Annotated in this window: 16 protein-coding genes; 5 read left to right on the top strand and 11 right to left on the bottom strand. The window is 38.8% G+C overall.

Going from position 1 to position 13,599, the window contains the following annotated elements; all coding sequences use genetic code 11:
* The first annotated feature begins 1 nt into the window (after position 1).
* On the top strand, positions 2-577 hold the full coding sequence (locus tag AC04QZ_RS23050) for a TetR/AcrR family transcriptional regulator (protein ID WP_086547471.1): 576 nt from the start codon (positions 2-4) through the stop codon (positions 575-577).
* Between the two features lie 179 nt (positions 578-756).
* Here AC04QZ_RS23050 and AC04QZ_RS23045 read toward each other — a convergent pair whose 3' ends face one another.
* The 5 genes from AC04QZ_RS23045 to carA all read right to left on the bottom strand — a co-directional run bounded on the left by AC04QZ_RS23045 (position 757) and on the right by carA (position 5,870).
* Positions 757-1,440, bottom strand: a complete 684-nt coding sequence (locus AC04QZ_RS23045) for an XAC2610-related protein (RefSeq protein WP_478359627.1) — start codon at positions 1,438-1,440, stop codon at positions 757-759.
* 55 nt (positions 1,441-1,495) lie between these two features.
* Positions 1,496-2,452 carry a Fic family protein gene (locus AC04QZ_RS23040; RefSeq protein ID WP_478359625.1) on the bottom strand — a complete coding sequence of 319 codons (957 nt, stop codon included), beginning with the start codon at positions 2,450-2,452 and terminating at the stop codon, positions 1,496-1,498.
* Positions 2,453-2,567: 115 nt separating this feature from the next.
* Positions 2,568-3,689 carry an ABC transporter permease gene (locus AC04QZ_RS23035; RefSeq protein WP_478359624.1) on the bottom strand — a complete coding sequence of 374 codons (1,122 nt, stop codon included), beginning with the start codon at positions 3,687-3,689 and terminating at the stop codon, positions 2,568-2,570.
* Positions 3,690-3,767: 78 nt separating this feature from the next.
* Positions 3,768-4,532 carry an ABC transporter ATP-binding protein gene (locus AC04QZ_RS23030; RefSeq protein ID WP_478359623.1) on the bottom strand — a complete coding sequence of 255 codons (765 nt, stop codon included), beginning with the start codon at positions 4,530-4,532 and terminating at the stop codon, positions 3,768-3,770.
* Between the two features lie 225 nt (positions 4,533-4,757).
* Positions 4,758-5,870, bottom strand: a complete 1,113-nt coding sequence (gene carA / locus AC04QZ_RS23025; RefSeq protein WP_478359622.1) for a glutamine-hydrolyzing carbamoyl-phosphate synthase small subunit — start codon at positions 5,868-5,870, stop codon at positions 4,758-4,760.
* A gap of 35 nt (positions 5,871-5,905) precedes the next feature.
* Here carA and AC04QZ_RS23020 point away from each other — a divergent pair, with 35 nt between their 5' ends.
* The 4 genes from AC04QZ_RS23020 (at position 5,906) to AC04QZ_RS23005 (ending at position 8,301) form a co-directional block, all read left to right on the top strand.
* Positions 5,906-6,031 (top strand): hypothetical protein, encoded by a 126-nt coding sequence (locus tag AC04QZ_RS23020; RefSeq protein ID WP_478359621.1) that lies wholly within the window; start codon positions 5,906-5,908, stop codon positions 6,029-6,031.
* A gap of 120 nt (positions 6,032-6,151) precedes the next feature.
* The gene (gene panB, locus AC04QZ_RS23015; protein WP_478359620.1) at positions 6,152-6,967 is read left to right on the top strand and encodes a 3-methyl-2-oxobutanoate hydroxymethyltransferase; all 816 of its coding nucleotides are present in this window, start codon (positions 6,152-6,154) and stop codon (positions 6,965-6,967) included.
* A gap of 103 nt (positions 6,968-7,070) precedes the next feature.
* Positions 7,071-7,757, top strand: a complete 687-nt coding sequence (locus tag AC04QZ_RS23010) for an RluA family pseudouridine synthase (protein WP_478359619.1) — start codon at positions 7,071-7,073, stop codon at positions 7,755-7,757.
* A gap of 115 nt (positions 7,758-7,872) precedes the next feature.
* Positions 7,873-8,301 carry a hypothetical protein gene (locus AC04QZ_RS23005; protein WP_478359618.1) on the top strand — a complete coding sequence of 143 codons (429 nt, stop codon included), beginning with the start codon at positions 7,873-7,875 and terminating at the stop codon, positions 8,299-8,301.
* 108 nt (positions 8,302-8,409) lie between these two features.
* Here AC04QZ_RS23005 and AC04QZ_RS23000 read toward each other — a convergent pair whose 3' ends face one another.
* From AC04QZ_RS23000 to AC04QZ_RS22975, 6 genes are all read right to left on the bottom strand, one after another.
* Positions 8,410-8,883, bottom strand: coding sequence for a hypothetical protein (locus AC04QZ_RS23000; protein WP_478359617.1), 474 nt, complete (start codon positions 8,881-8,883; stop codon positions 8,410-8,412).
* Between the two features lie 197 nt (positions 8,884-9,080).
* A complete protein-coding gene (locus AC04QZ_RS22995; protein ID WP_478359616.1) occupies positions 9,081-10,385 on the bottom strand; it encodes a sensor histidine kinase in 1,305 nt (434 codons plus the stop codon).
* 106 nt (positions 10,386-10,491) lie between these two features.
* Positions 10,492-11,169, bottom strand: a complete 678-nt coding sequence (locus tag AC04QZ_RS22990; protein WP_086547461.1) for a response regulator transcription factor — start codon at positions 11,167-11,169, stop codon at positions 10,492-10,494.
* A gap of 52 nt (positions 11,170-11,221) precedes the next feature.
* A complete protein-coding gene (locus AC04QZ_RS22985; protein WP_478359615.1) occupies positions 11,222-12,418 on the bottom strand; it encodes an aspartate aminotransferase family protein in 1,197 nt (398 codons plus the stop codon).
* A gap of 70 nt (positions 12,419-12,488) precedes the next feature.
* The gene (locus AC04QZ_RS22980) at positions 12,489-12,929 is read right to left on the bottom strand and encodes a hypothetical protein (protein ID WP_478359614.1); all 441 of its coding nucleotides are present in this window, start codon (positions 12,927-12,929) and stop codon (positions 12,489-12,491) included.
* Between the two features lie 5 nt (positions 12,930-12,934).
* Positions 12,935-13,591 (bottom strand): hypothetical protein, encoded by a 657-nt coding sequence (locus AC04QZ_RS22975; RefSeq protein ID WP_478359613.1) that lies wholly within the window; start codon positions 13,589-13,591, stop codon positions 12,935-12,937.
* Between the last annotated feature and the right edge of the window lie 8 nt (positions 13,592-13,599).

Genomic DNA, 13,599 nt, shown 5'->3' with positions numbered 1-13,599 from the left:
AATGGAAGCTGAAAAAATAAAAGAAACAGTAAAAAAGGCTGCCAAAGAACTATTTAGAAAATACGGTTATCACAAAACCAGTGTAAACGAAATTGCAAAAAAGGCCCGTATCGCTAAAGCAACTATTTACAAATATTTTGAAAGTAAGGAGCAGGTTTTAGATAGTATCCTGATGGATTACCTCGATCAAAACCTTTATGAAATATTGCACAATAAAGTAAGTTACGCCTCGGAAGAAGAGCACTTAAAAGCACTGGTAATGAAAACAAGCCGATTATCATTTACGGCATGTAATGAATTTATCGGTTGGGATTTTGTTCGTGAAAATGCAAACTCACAGGAATTTTTAAAACATTTATCCGATCAGCTGGAAGCTTTGTTATTGGCTGCTTATCTGCAGTTGGATAATTTTAAAAATAACCCTGCAAGAAGAGAAGGATTGGCCTTTTTGCTCAAGGCTAGTAAGAGCATTGTGTTTTCATTTGCATTTACTTCCGTTAGCGATTCTGACGTTCGTAAGAACTTTGTTAGTTTCCAGAAAGAAATATTGCCTTTTTTAGTAAAAGCAGCACTATAAATAGAAAAGTCTTTAAGAAAAGGTTCGTCATCTCGGCCGAAACCTGGCGGAGTGGAGAGATCTAAATCAAAAGTGCTCTCCAGATAGATTTAGCTTCGCTGAGCAATCGTGGTTCTCGGCTGCGTTGCCCTTCACTCGAAATGACGATATCTCGGATCAAATCACCAATTCAGCCGCTGCTACTGATTGTAATAATCTTTGATTTTAAATTTTTGCACAGTTCTTTTTATTTTTCCATCTACAAGTTTTTGAGTAATCACCGTCACGTTATCTGCGATACTCGAATCTTCAATAACTGATGAATCTTCATATGGTACGTTTTTAGCATCAAATTTGTAGTTGATGGTTTTATCAAAACAGCATCCATCTTTTTGATGGATGGCAATTTGCTTTGTTTTTTTATCAATATCAAACATGCCCAGGTTTTCGCTCGCCAGTTTGGTAAGTTCCTTACTCAGTAGAAATTTATTTCCTTTTGATGATAAATAGACTTCATATGATGGGCTGGCATAAGCGCCATTATTGCCATTTCTAATGGCGAGATCTTCAAGGCCGTCAAAATTAAAATCCCCAAAAATTAAAGGGGTTTGGTATTTGCCGAGTTCCAGCCATCCAAGTTTGGCATTTTGAGTTTCAGTTAAGCCAAAATCTAAATCTTCAGAGTGGAAAGTGTTCACTTCTCTGTCTGAGATCTTATCATAAATAATAATTGTAGCTTTTCCGCTGCAAGCATTTCCTTCACATTTATCGACAAAAATTTTGGCTTTGTATTGGTTGGAACTGTTATTGGCCAGGAATTTAAACTGCGCTTTCGAAGTATGGGTTATCAGTAAAATACCGCAAAAGATGATCAAACTTTTCATTAAATATTTTTTGCTAAAATTACATCAATATCACCCGCTGAAAAGTTAAAAAAGGTTAACGTTTTCTTTTACGCGTTTTGATATAGCTTTGTACGGCAGATTTTGTGGTAAGCCAATCCCGCCCTTCTTTGTAGGCATCTATTTTGCCCTGCCTGGCCAGCAGGCTCACATACTCTTGCCCATATGGCACGTCAGGTTCTGAAACAATATTAGATATGGGTTCATAATCTCCATAATCGTTTCCTGGCAATGCATTTATATAAATATTTAACGAACGCTCTAAGGCCTGCAACATCAATAGGCAAATTTTATGGTATTTACCTTTGTTTGCCTGATTAAGGGCTTCGTAGTATTTCTTTCTATCGTTTTTGAGGATAATAGCAGGAGGGAAGCCATTTCGCATGAGTAGTAAATTCATGGCAAGCCTTACAGTGCGGCCATTCCCATCAAAAAAAGGATGTATCCAAACTAATTTATGGTGGAAAATAGCAGACAGTAAAATATCATTTAAGCCTAATGGATTATTATTAACAAAGCCAATTAATTCATCTAACAAATCAGAAACTTTATTGGCATTGGGTGGTGTAAAATTTGCACCAACAATACGAACGCCACCATTTCTTAAGCGGCCTGCATAATCATCTTCAATACTTCTGAGCACTAAGCCATGAAGCGATAAAATATCGATACTCCTGAGCTTGTAGTTTTTGTTAACTAAGGTATAGAGGTAATCGATGGCTTTTTCGTGGTTATAAGCTTCAAAATGCTCCCTTAAAGATTTGCCCTTAACGGTCATCCCTTCCTGTAAAACCATTTGGGTTTCTTTCAAACTTAAGGTGTTTCCTTCTATGCTATTGGAGTTATAAGTCCATTCTAAGGTGAGGTCTTCTTTGATGCGACGTAGCGCGCTATTGGGCAAGGGCCTCGAGGTTTCTAACCTGGCTTTTTTTTCGTACAGCCTGTCTATTTGAGGTAGTAGCTCTTCTAAATCGCTTAAATCGAATTCCCACATACCCAAATGTACTAATTATCGGTTGAACTAAAAAATTTACTTATCCGATATTAAAATTGTTTATCAAAAAAAATGATAGCTGATTTGCTATCATTTACAATCTTATTTTATTTAGTTATTCCCATTTAAACACTTTTACCGCAACCGCATAAATACCAATACCCCATAGTAACAGGATCATAATCTGGAATTTAACATCCCATAAACCTAATCCTTCAAAAGCTACTTTACGCATGGCATCGTTTAAATAGGTGAGGGGCAATGCTCTGCTAATGGGCTGTAGCCAGCTTGGAAAAGCTTCGATAGAAAAGAAGGTTCCCGATAATAAAAACTGGGGCAAGGTAATAATGTTTGATATTGGAGGCACCATGCTTTCGTTTTTGGCAATGCCCGAAATGATAAAACCAAAGCCCATAAAAACAATCACACCAAGCGTAGCGAGTATAAGCATATTGACGACCGTAAGTGCGCCATGTACAAGCGTAAAGCCAAAGAAGAAATGGCCAATTAAGATAATAAACAAGGCGCCAATTAATGCAAAGCCAATTCGGGCAATACCTTCGCCGATAACAATGCTCGAACGCTTTACGGGAGTTGCAAAGAAACGTTTAATGACTAAGGTTTGGCGCAGACTTAAAAATACGAACGCTGTTCCGAAAACGCCTGTACTCAATAATGAAAAACCTAGCTGGCCTGGAAGGATAAAATCAATGGTTTTGTATTCGCGGCCTGTAATGGTACTTTCTTTTATTTCTGCTACTGTAGGTTTTAAAGTTTTATCGTAAAGAACATTGTTTAAAACTGATTTTAAAATCCCGCCTTTATCCCTCGATGCAGAAGTGTATATCACATTAACCGAATAAGCCGCAGAATTTACTTTTCTATGCACATCAATCATGGCATCAACATTTCCCTTTTCAAGTAATTTATCAAACTCGGCTTTTGATTTATCTTTTACCAGACGGATCATCCCTGTTTTTTCCAGCATGCCCATCACCGGGTTATTTAAATCAGCGCCTGGGGTCACACCAACATCAATGCGTGTTCCACCACCACCTAAAAATCCGAAGACCAGAATAAATATTAAAGGGAAAGCAAGGGTGAATACCACTGCCGAAGGGCTTCGCATAATCGATCTGAAACTCGCTTTGGCAAGGGCAAGGGTTGCTGTGGTGTTACTGTAACCCACAGCCCCTGAAGGGGAGTTTGAGTTTCTTTCGTGTATATCTTTTTGCATGTTGGTTCTGCTGGATTATATTTTTTAAAATGTATTATGCACTAGGTTTCAGGTTCCCCCTTCTGGGGGCTAGGGGCCTTATTCTCTCCATTCCTGCCCGGTAAGGTTGATGAAAACATCTTCCAGATTGGCTTTTTTAACTTCTTTTTTACGCTCAAAACCGCTGTTTACCAGTTTGTCTATTAAGTTGTCAGGTGTATCTAAAGCGATAATTTGCCCGCGTTCTACAAAAGCAACGCGATCGCAAAGCTGCTCAGCTTCGTCCATGTAGTGGGTCGTAATTACAACTGTTGTGCCTGCATTACGGATTTCGATAATCAGATCCCAAAGATTCCTTCTGGCCTGAGGATCCAAACCTGTTGTGGGCTCATCTAAAAAAATAATCTTAGGTTGGTTAATCAGAGTAGTGGCTATGGAGAAGCGCTGTTTTTGCCCACCAGAAAGCGCTTTGTATTTTGCTTTGGCCTTATCCTGAAGGTTTACTTTCTCCAGCATCTCCATCGGTTTGATGTTGGCGCCATATAAACCGGCAAAAAGTTCGATCAGTTCGATCAGGTTTAAATTTGGATAATAACCAGCTGCCTGTAGCTGTACACCAATAATCTGTTTAATATCCTGCGGCTGTTTGTCAACAGAAAAACCATCAACAATAATTTCGCCGGATGTTTTAGCCCTCAAAGTCTCGATAATTTCGAGCGTAGTGGTTTTTCCGGCGCCATTTGGACCAAGCAGGCCGAAAATCTCATGTTCGTAAACTTCAAAACTAAGTCCTTGAACGGCTACGAAATCATCATATTTTTTTACCAGGTCTTTAACACTGATAATGGCTTTTTTTGTTTCCATGTTGCGAATGTAAGGAGCTTTAAATGAATAGAAAATGAATTTTAATACAGTTGGTCGAAAATGTCGGTAAAATGATGTTTTATACGGGCGAAAATAGATTATAAAAGAAATCTGCGGATCGGCAGCTTATTTTTGCCGCAAATCCGCAGATCGTTTATTGTATTTGGTCTTTAAGCTTCGGTCTATTACCTTAAGCCCTCCGCCTTCCAGCCTTCTACCTTAATACTACCAAACCAGCTCGCCTTTCATAACGTCAACGAAATCGTCGAACAGGTAACGCGAATCGTGTGGACCTGGAGAAGACTCCGGGTGATATTGAACCGAGAATGCCTTTTTACCTTTAACACGGATACCTTCTATCGATTTATCGTTTAAGTTAATGTGGGTAATCTCTACTTTATCTGAGTTTCTAACCTCATCAGGAATTACACCGAAACCATGGTTTTGTGAAGTAACCTCGCAGTGGTTTTTGATGATGTTTTTAACCGGGTGGTTTAATCCACGGTGACCATTAAACATTTTCATGGTACCAATACCATTGGCTTCAGCCAATAACTGGTGACCTAAACAGATGCCGAACAATGGTTTATCAACCGCTAAAATTGCTGTAATCGTTTCTACAGCGTATGGCATTACCGATGGATCGCCAGGGCCGTTTGAAATAAAGTAACCATCAGGACTAAATTTTTCCATTTCGGCAAAGCTAGTTTTAGCTGGGAAAACCTGCACATAGATATCGCGGTTTTCGAAATTGCGCAAAATGTTTTTCTTGATACCTAAATCTAAAGCAGCAACTTTTAAGCTTGCCTCAGGGTTACCGTAAAAATATGGTTCTGTTGTACTTACTTTAGACGAAAGCTCTAAACCTTCCATTGATGGTACTTCGGCCAGCTTTTGTTTTAATTCTTCAAGATCAGTAATCTCAGAAGAAATAATGGCATTCATTGCACCTTTATCTCTAATGTGACGAACCAATGCACGGGTATCGATATCAGAAATGGCAACCAGGTTATCATTCTGGAAATAATCCTGAATAGATTCAGTTGCTTCCTTGCGGCTATAAACGATGTTGTAATTTTTGCAGACTAAACCGGCGATTTTGATCGAACCTGATTCGATTTCATCTTTGTGGATACCATAATTACCAATATGTGCATTGGTGGTAACCATTATCTGTCCAAAATAACTTGGGTCAGTGAAAATTTCCTGGTAACCTGTCATCCCGGTATTAAAACAAATTTCGCCAGTAGTGGTTCCAATTTTTCCGGCCGCTTTGCCGTAAAAAACTGTGCCATCGGCCAGTAATAAAATCGCAGGTAACTTGGTGTAGTTAGTCATGGTAATTACAATATGGATTTTGATTTAAAAAAGAGTTGAAAAAAGAATGGCTTTCGGCATTAAAGCCGTTTTTGCTGGGTGCAAAAAAAGATGAATATATCCCTTCCATTTCGGGGTACAAAGATAGAGTTTTAGATTGGGAATGTAAAGAGAAAAATTAAATAAAGGTGTAAAGCTTGAAGGTAAAAAGATGTAAGGTTGATTGGTCCTAAACCTTAAACCTTTTACCTTATGCCTTTTTAAAGAAAAAACAATACTTTTGGCAACACAAAACAAATCCAATGTCGGTACATAAAGAAATCAAACGCATCACCACACACATTTTACAGGAAATGAAACAACGTGGTGAAAAAATATCTATGTTAACGGCCTACGATTATTCGATGGCAACCATCCTGGATGATGCAGGATTAGACGTTTTACTGGTTGGCGATTCTGCTTCGAATGTAATGGCTGGTCATGAAACCACTTTGCCTATTACCCTGGATCAGATGATTTATCATGCTGCATCTGTAATCAGGGCAGTTAAACGTGCATTTGTTGTAGTCGATTTACCTTTCGGCTCTTATCAGGGAAATTCGAAGGAAGCTTTGAATTCGGCGATAAGGATTATGAAAGAATCAGGTGCCCACGGTGTAAAATTGGAAGGCGGAGAAGAAATTATCGAATCCGTTCAACGGATCATCACAGCAGGAATCCCGGTAATGGGGCACTTGGGTTTAACACCACAGTCTATTTATAAATTCGGAACCTATACGGTTCGCGCGAAGGAAGAAGAAGAAGCCAATAAGTTAAAAACAGATGTTTTGGCTTTACAGGCTGCCGGTTGCTTTGCAATCGTATTGGAGAAAATTCCCGCTGCGCTAGGTAAAGAAGTTACAGAAAGTTTGCATATCCCAACGATTGGCATTGGCGCAGGACAAAATTGCGACGGACAGGTTTTGGTGGTAAATGATATGATTGGTTTAACCAAAGGCTTTAAGCCTCGGTTTTTGCGCCAGTATATAAATCTTTACGATGAAATTTTAGAGGCAGCACAATCATACATCCGTGATGTAAAAGCAAACGATTTTCCGAACGAGAAAGAACAGTATTAACCCCAAACCCCTAAAGGGGCCTTTATTAGATGAGGTTAATATTTAAAAGAATAAATCAATATATAATTAAAATTAAGTCCCCCTTTAGGGGCGGAGGGGTTAAATGCCAATTACCGATAACGACATCCTTTTTGAAGACAATCATTTAATCGCCATAAATAAGCGGGCGGGTGATATTGTGCAGGTTGATGAAACAGGCGATGAGCCTTTGGATGAGCAGGTGAAAAAGTATATCGCTAAGAAGTATAATAAACCCAATGGCGCGTTTTTAGGGGTGGTACATCGTTTAGACCGGCCAGTAAGTGGTGTCATCTTATTTGCCAAAACGAGTAAGGCTTTGGAGCGAATGAATGCTGTTTTTAAAAATAGGGAAGTAAAGAAAACCTATTGGGCAGTGGTAAAGAATAAGCCAGAGAAAGAATCGGCTACTTTGGTGCATTGGCTGGTTAAAAACCCACAGAAAAATGTGGTTTCTTATTATAATACAGAAGTTCCCGGTAGCCAGCGGGCTGAGCTTTCTTATAAAGTTAAGGCCAAGGTTGGCGATTATTACCTCCTGGAGGTAGATCCATTAACCGGACGTTCGCATCAGATCAGGGTTCAGCTTTCATCAATGGGGTGCCCGATTATGGGCGATAATAAATACGGTTATCCACGCGGAAGCAGAAAAGGAAGTATTTGCCTGCATGCCCGTCGCTTACAGTTTATACACCCGGTAAAAAAAGAACCCGTAAATATATTCGCCAAATTGCCAGTTGACGGCTTTTGGGAGCGGTTTGAAGAGTTATAGCATCATAATATTTCATATCATTTAGATATCCGGTTATAATATTTAAGTATTTGACCGGATTTTTTGTGATTTGGCATCATATTTCGTCTGTTCAGGACTAAAAACCAAATCCATTATGAAAAATACCATCTTATCTATCGCTACAGCAGGCTTACTGGCTTCTACATTGGTTTCGTGCGAAAGCACTAAAAAAACGGAAACGACTAAAGATTCAAGCGAAATTTCTGCTACTGGAGACACCATTACAAAAGTGACCACGAAAACAACAGAAACCGTTAAAACAGAGGTTCCCACTTTCTCAAGCGAAGAAGTAAATAAGGGACTTGCTGAATATAGCAAGTTAAAGGACGAGTATGTTGAAGCTGTAAAAAGTAAAAACGCAACGGAGATTAAAGCTATTAACGATAAATATACCGCCTGGGCAAATCAAGCTACTGGCTGGGCCAGCAAGCTAAAGCCGGATGAAATACAAAAATATTCTGATTATGTGCTTAAGTTAAGCGAAGAGTGGACGAAAGCAGCGAAGGAAGCAGTAACTAATTAAAGCTCCAATTATAGAAAAATCGTCATTCTCGCGTATGCGGGAATCTTAAAGCATGTTTGTTAGGCATTAAGATTCCCAATCAAGTTGGGAATGACGGTTCTTCGAAATTTATTTACAATCAATTTTGTCAAAAGTCATTGAGCCATCAAAGTTTAGTTTGCTTTGGTCTTTAAACTTGGTTTCTCCTTTTACTTCCTGTACATCACCAAATCCTTCTGCCAGCTGAGTGCCCTTTTTCAAAAAAGCCACTTCCCTAACTGATGTTTTGCCTTCAGACTGAAAAGTATAACTGGCAATTATGGTATCGCCTTTAACAACACCGGCTATAGTGCCTGCATTTTTATCTTTTTCATATAAGTTATAACCCAATGTACCTGTTACCTTATTCTCGGCTGTTTTTAGCGATAGGGTAGCTGTATCACGGTTTTTAATGTACTGGTAACACTGAATAGAATCGGGTGTTGCCGCTGCATTGGTTACGATAGTAGAATCTATTTTGGCCTGCGTTTTTTTTGCTGTGCCGCCCTGGCAGGATGCCATCAACAAAGCGGCTGCTCCTAGTATTGGGATGATGTTTTTCATTATTATATGTTCTTTTAGGATTGATTTTTTTATTATTAAGCAAAGCCCCTGCCAGAAAAACATGATCCTGTGCCGATGTTTACATTACGGCCTGGGTTTTATAATGAATTTAGAAGATATTTGCAGATCATTTTAAACGAGAAAGCCTCAATACAAGTCTGTCTCCGTACGGATTGCATGATCAGCTGAATTTTATTTTAAAACAGTAATGAAATGCTAGTTCCTTTTTGTTCTTCAGATTTAATTTCGACGTCTATTTTATGGAACCGGGCAATACTTTGTACAATAGCCAGTCCCAAACCAAAGCCGTTTTCTTCTGTATTTCCCCTCTTAAACCGGTCGAAAGCATTTTCTACCAGTGCTGCACTCATGCCCGATCCGCTATCGCTAATGGTGAGCATATATTTTTCGGCTTCCGTTTTATCCGTTATAGCAATGGTACCACCCTCAACATTATACTTTATTGCATTATTGATGATGTTGATTAAAAGGGTATGGATCAATGCTTTATTTCCGGTGAAATGAAAGTCCTTTGAAAGATGGGCGCTATAACTGATATTTTTATCTGTTATCCGATCTTCCAGATCTTCATAAATATCATCGATTTCCTGTTTAAGACTAATTTCTTCTGTTTTCAGGTACTGATTGTTTTCGACCTTCGAAATGAGTAACAAACTGTTGATAATCACCTTTAAGCGGTTTAGTGTTTTTAAAGAGGCGTATATCTTGTTTTCGTGCTCTACAGGAATATCTGGGGTGTTGAGCATATTTTCGAAGCGTGTACTTAAAATTGAAATGGGAGTAAGTAACTCATGCGAAACGTTGGCAATAAACTGCTTTTCTAAAGCGAAAAGTGTGTTTATTTTGCGCATTAAAGAGTTTATGCTGTTATCCAGGATTTTAAAATCGCTGGTACTGGTGGGTATATTCTGGTAATTGTAGTGGGAAGGATCATCAACCAGGTTGATTTTTTTATCGATAATGCGATAAAATGGCTTGAGTAAAAAATTAGAGAATGTATAATCGGCCACCAGGGTAATGAGCAACGCAGCAACAAGTACAATCAGCATATAGAAGCGGATCGAATTTTTAATCGATTGGAGTGCTGTCATGGTTTCTCCGATTTCGAGGTTGTACCAATTTGTATGATAAGAGAATTTATAGTTTAAGATGCGGTATACTTCAATATCGCCCTCAATCTCTCTTTTTTCGGTAAATACCTTCGCGGTAGAATCTTTTTGCTTGTCGGGAATGTCCGTCAGCACAATAAATTCTTCCTTTAAAATATTGTAGTCGGTAAATGATTGTTCTTTGTTTAAAAGGCTGTCGATCTCATCATCATTTAAATTCTCGATAATTTTGTTCTTCTTTTTGATTAAACGGTTATCAAGCTGGTTGTAGGCAAGTCTGTCTAACGAGAATAAAATGATAGCCCCCAACACCAGGATAATGGCGATTTTGGTGACTGCATTGTACAAAGAAAACTTAACCTGTAACTTCATTTTATATGGAAAATGTTTAATGTAAGATGGATGATGGTCAATAGCTCAATGATTCAATAGTCAGTGATAGATCGACGCTAAACACCAAACGCTAAACCCAAACTCACTAGCAATTAATCCTGTAGCCAATACTTCTTACCGTTTCAAACCAGTCTATCGGGCTAACCGCTGCAAGTTTTTTTCGCAGGTTTTTAACATGAACATCAACAAAGTTGGAATCAGAATTGACTTCTAAAATATCTCCCCAAACGTGTTCCGTTAAACTCATTCTCGATACCACGCGGTTTTTATTCAGCACCAAATAGTTAAATATTTCAAATTCCTTTTTGGTGAGGTTTAATCTTTCATCACCAAATGAAACGGTCCTGTTCTGAATATTGAGCAGGAAGTTATGAATGTTGATTTCGTTTTTTTCTAACTTATGTTTTCTACGGGTAATGGCGTGCATACGCGCTAAAAGTTCATTTAGCGAAAATGGTTTGGGTAAATAATCGTCTGCACCTTCATCAAGGCCTTTAATCCGGTCGTCGACGGCACTACGGGCGGTTAAAATGATTACGGCGTCATCCCGGTCTTTTGTCGATTTTAATTGTTTCAAAATATCGAAACCATCGCCATCGGGCAAGCCCAGATCTAATAAAATGAAATCGTAATTGTTTACAAATATCTTTTCTTCTGCAGAAGATTTTTTCCAGGCATGCTCTACAATAAATCCTTCTTTACTCAAAAATTCATCCATTTCAAGCGCCAGGCTTTTTTCATCTTCAACGATTAGTACATTCATTTTATATTGCTAAAGTGTTTTATTGCTCAATTCTTTGTAAACTGAAAATTGCTCACTGGGAACCGAAAACTGAATTTACATTTTTAAGAATGATTGTGCAAGCTTCTGCAATTTCTTCTTTGGTAATAATTAAAGGAGGGGCGATGCGCATTGAATTGCTGCAATGTAAAAACCAGTCTGACAATACGCCGTCTAAGATACAGGCATCGATGATTTTTTTATTGATCTCGAAATTTTCAAACTCAACGGCCAGCATTAAGCCTTTGCCGCGGATTTCTTTAATAGCAGGATGTTGAAGGAGCTGTTTAAACAATTGCCCTTTTTCTTCTACTTCATCAACAATGTGATTATCAACCAGGGTACGTAAAGTAGCCAATCCGGCAGCGCAACAAACCGGGTGACCCCCAAAAGTTGTCATGTGACCCAAAATTGGTGTATGCGATAATACCGACATGATCTCCAGCGAACTGATAAACGCCCCTATGGGCATTCCACCACCAATTCCTTTTGCCAGGAGCAGCACATCAGGTACAACATTGTAATGCTCGAAAGCAAACATTTTACCGCTGCGGCCAAAGCCTGATTGTATTTCGTCGAAGATTAACAAAGTTCCGGTTTCGGTGCATTTAGCCCGCAATGCTTGCATATAGCTTAAATTGGAAACTCTTATTCCAGCTTCTCCTTGTATAGGTTCGATAAAAACAGCAGCAATTTCGGTGGTTATTTTTTCGAGATCAGCAAGGTTATTATGCTCAATAAAACTTACATGAGGCAGGAAAGGGCCATATCCAGAAGAATAGAAATCGCTTTCCATTAAACTTTCAGCCCCTTGGGTACTACCATGGTAAGCATTTTTACAGGCAATAAATCCTTTGCGGCCAGTGTAACGTTTGGCCAGTTTCATGGCACCTTCTACAGCCTCAGTTCCTGAATTTAAAAAATAGGTGCAGCTTAAGCTTTCGGGCAAAATATCGGCAAGGGCCTTGGCGAAATTTACCTGAGGTGTTTGCACGTATTCGCCATAAACCATCAGGTGCATATAGGTTTCTGCCTGCTCCTGAATGGCCTTCACTACCGCTGGATGGCAATGGCCAACATTACTTACGCCGATACCGGCAATAAGATCGATGTGTTTTTTGTTCCGGGCATCGTAAATATAGATTCCTTTTGCCCTTACAAATTCGAGCATAAGCGGCTCTGGAGAGGTTTGTGCATTGTGTTGTAAAAACAACTGACGTTGGGTAAGCATGGCACAAAAGTACGGAAATGAAAGAGTGCTTTAAAACAAAAAAGACCTACATTGCTGTAAGTCTTTTTCTTTATTGCTTTTGGCCGCCTTTAAATCTATTGAGTAACTCGCGTTTAAAACCTTCCTGTGCCCGGTAAAACTTGCCTACCACTTTTATCGGCAATACCGCTTTAAGTTTGTTGTAATATTTTTTATCGAGATTAAGGTCCTTTTGTTTAAAATCGAATTCGCTGGTAATTAAACTCTGCACCTGTGCATCCGTAAGGTTATCTATTTCAGTCGTTTTTCTGAAAGAGATCATTTTCTGCATGCGTTCTTTACGCAGGGCATTTTGTTCTGCCTGCATATCGTTATAAATCGGCCAGAAAATCTTAGCCTCTTCTGGTGATAAGTCTAATTTTTGAGTGAAAAAAGCTATTTTAAGTGATTCTATTTCTTCTCCCTTAGGCCTTTGTGCCAAAAGTGTAGTGGGCAATAGAAACATTAAAGCAACAAAAAGTAAATTTTTCATTTTCATTAATTATTTAATTCCTGAGATAAATCACTTGACGAGAAATTACTCAAGATGTAGTTTTCCATTTCTGTATCTGACGCAGAAGTAGTTTTTATATTAGATGATGTGGTATTTTGCGCCTCTAAATGATCGATAATTGTACTTTCATCAATATCGTACAATAGTTGCTCATTTATTGCTTCTGCAGATTGTACCTGCTGAACGGTAGAAGTTGAGCCGTTCTGGTAAAAATAAACGCCAAATGAAGCCATTAATAAGAAACAGGCGGCACTTGCATATTTAACAATGTTGCGTCTCCATAAAGGAATAACTTTAGCTTCCTTTTTAGGCTCCGCTGCTGCAATCCTATCGGCAATTCTACCCTGCAGCGTATCGAAATAATTTTCGGGCACAGCAAAGGCCTGTTCTGCCTTAGGTATTTCAGACAGGGCAATTCTGGTTTGTATCCGTTCCGTTAAATCTTCAAAATAATGCTGCGGAACTTCAAAATTATTATCACTGGTTTTCTGTTTCAATCCATCTAAAAAGACAGCAGAAAAAATAGCCTCATCACAATTTTCGAAATATCCATCAGGAACGGCGAATGGATTGCGTTTCCCCATTGCCGCAAGTGCAGGAGCTTCGTTCATCCAATCGTTATTTTCTATATTTTCGTTCATCACAGATA

The sequence above is a fragment of the Pedobacter folensis genome (genome assembly GCF_056490665.1).
The sequence above is the reverse complement of the archived record's forward strand: the minus strand, read 5'-3'. Positions and strand labels throughout refer to the sequence as shown.

Coding starts and splice junctions, on each gene's coding strand:
- AC04QZ_RS23040 (WP_478359625.1), bottom strand. CDS start 2,452: ATGTGGGAATTCGATTTAAGCGATTTAGAAGAGCTACTACCTCAAATA.
- AC04QZ_RS23035 (WP_478359624.1), bottom strand. CDS start 3,689: ATGCAAAAAGATATACACGAAAGAAACTCAAACTCCCCTTCAGGGGCT.
- AC04QZ_RS23045 (WP_478359627.1), bottom strand. CDS start 1,440: ATGAAAAGTTTGATCATCTTTTGCGGTATTTTACTGATAACCCATACT.
- carA (WP_478359622.1), bottom strand. CDS start 5,870: ATGACTAACTACACCAAGTTACCTGCGATTTTATTACTGGCCGATGGC.
- AC04QZ_RS23010 (WP_478359619.1), top strand. CDS start 7,071: ATGCCAATTACCGATAACGACATCCTTTTTGAAGACAATCATTTAATC.
- AC04QZ_RS22975 (WP_478359613.1), bottom strand. CDS start 13,591: ATGAACGAAAATATAGAAAATAACGATTGGATGAACGAAGCTCCTGCA.
- AC04QZ_RS22980 (WP_478359614.1), bottom strand. CDS start 12,929: ATGAAAAATTTACTTTTTGTTGCTTTAATGTTTCTATTGCCCACTACA.
- AC04QZ_RS22995 (WP_478359616.1), bottom strand. CDS start 10,385: ATGAAGTTACAGGTTAAGTTTTCTTTGTACAATGCAGTCACCAAAATC.
- AC04QZ_RS22985 (WP_478359615.1), bottom strand. CDS start 12,418: ATGCTTACCCAACGTCAGTTGTTTTTACAACACAATGCACAAACCTCT.
- AC04QZ_RS23050 (WP_086547471.1), top strand. CDS start 2: ATGGAAGCTGAAAAAATAAAAGAAACAGTAAAAAAGGCTGCCAAAGAA.
- AC04QZ_RS22990 (WP_086547461.1), bottom strand. CDS start 11,169: ATGAATGTACTAATCGTTGAAGATGAAAAAAGCCTGGCGCTTGAAATG.
- panB (WP_478359620.1), top strand. CDS start 6,152: ATGTCGGTACATAAAGAAATCAAACGCATCACCACACACATTTTACAG.
- AC04QZ_RS23005 (WP_478359618.1), top strand. CDS start 7,873: ATGAAAAATACCATCTTATCTATCGCTACAGCAGGCTTACTGGCTTCT.
- AC04QZ_RS23030 (WP_478359623.1), bottom strand. CDS start 4,532: ATGGAAACAAAAAAAGCCATTATCAGTGTTAAAGACCTGGTAAAAAAA.
- AC04QZ_RS23000 (WP_478359617.1), bottom strand. CDS start 8,883: ATGAAAAACATCATCCCAATACTAGGAGCAGCCGCTTTGTTGATGGCA.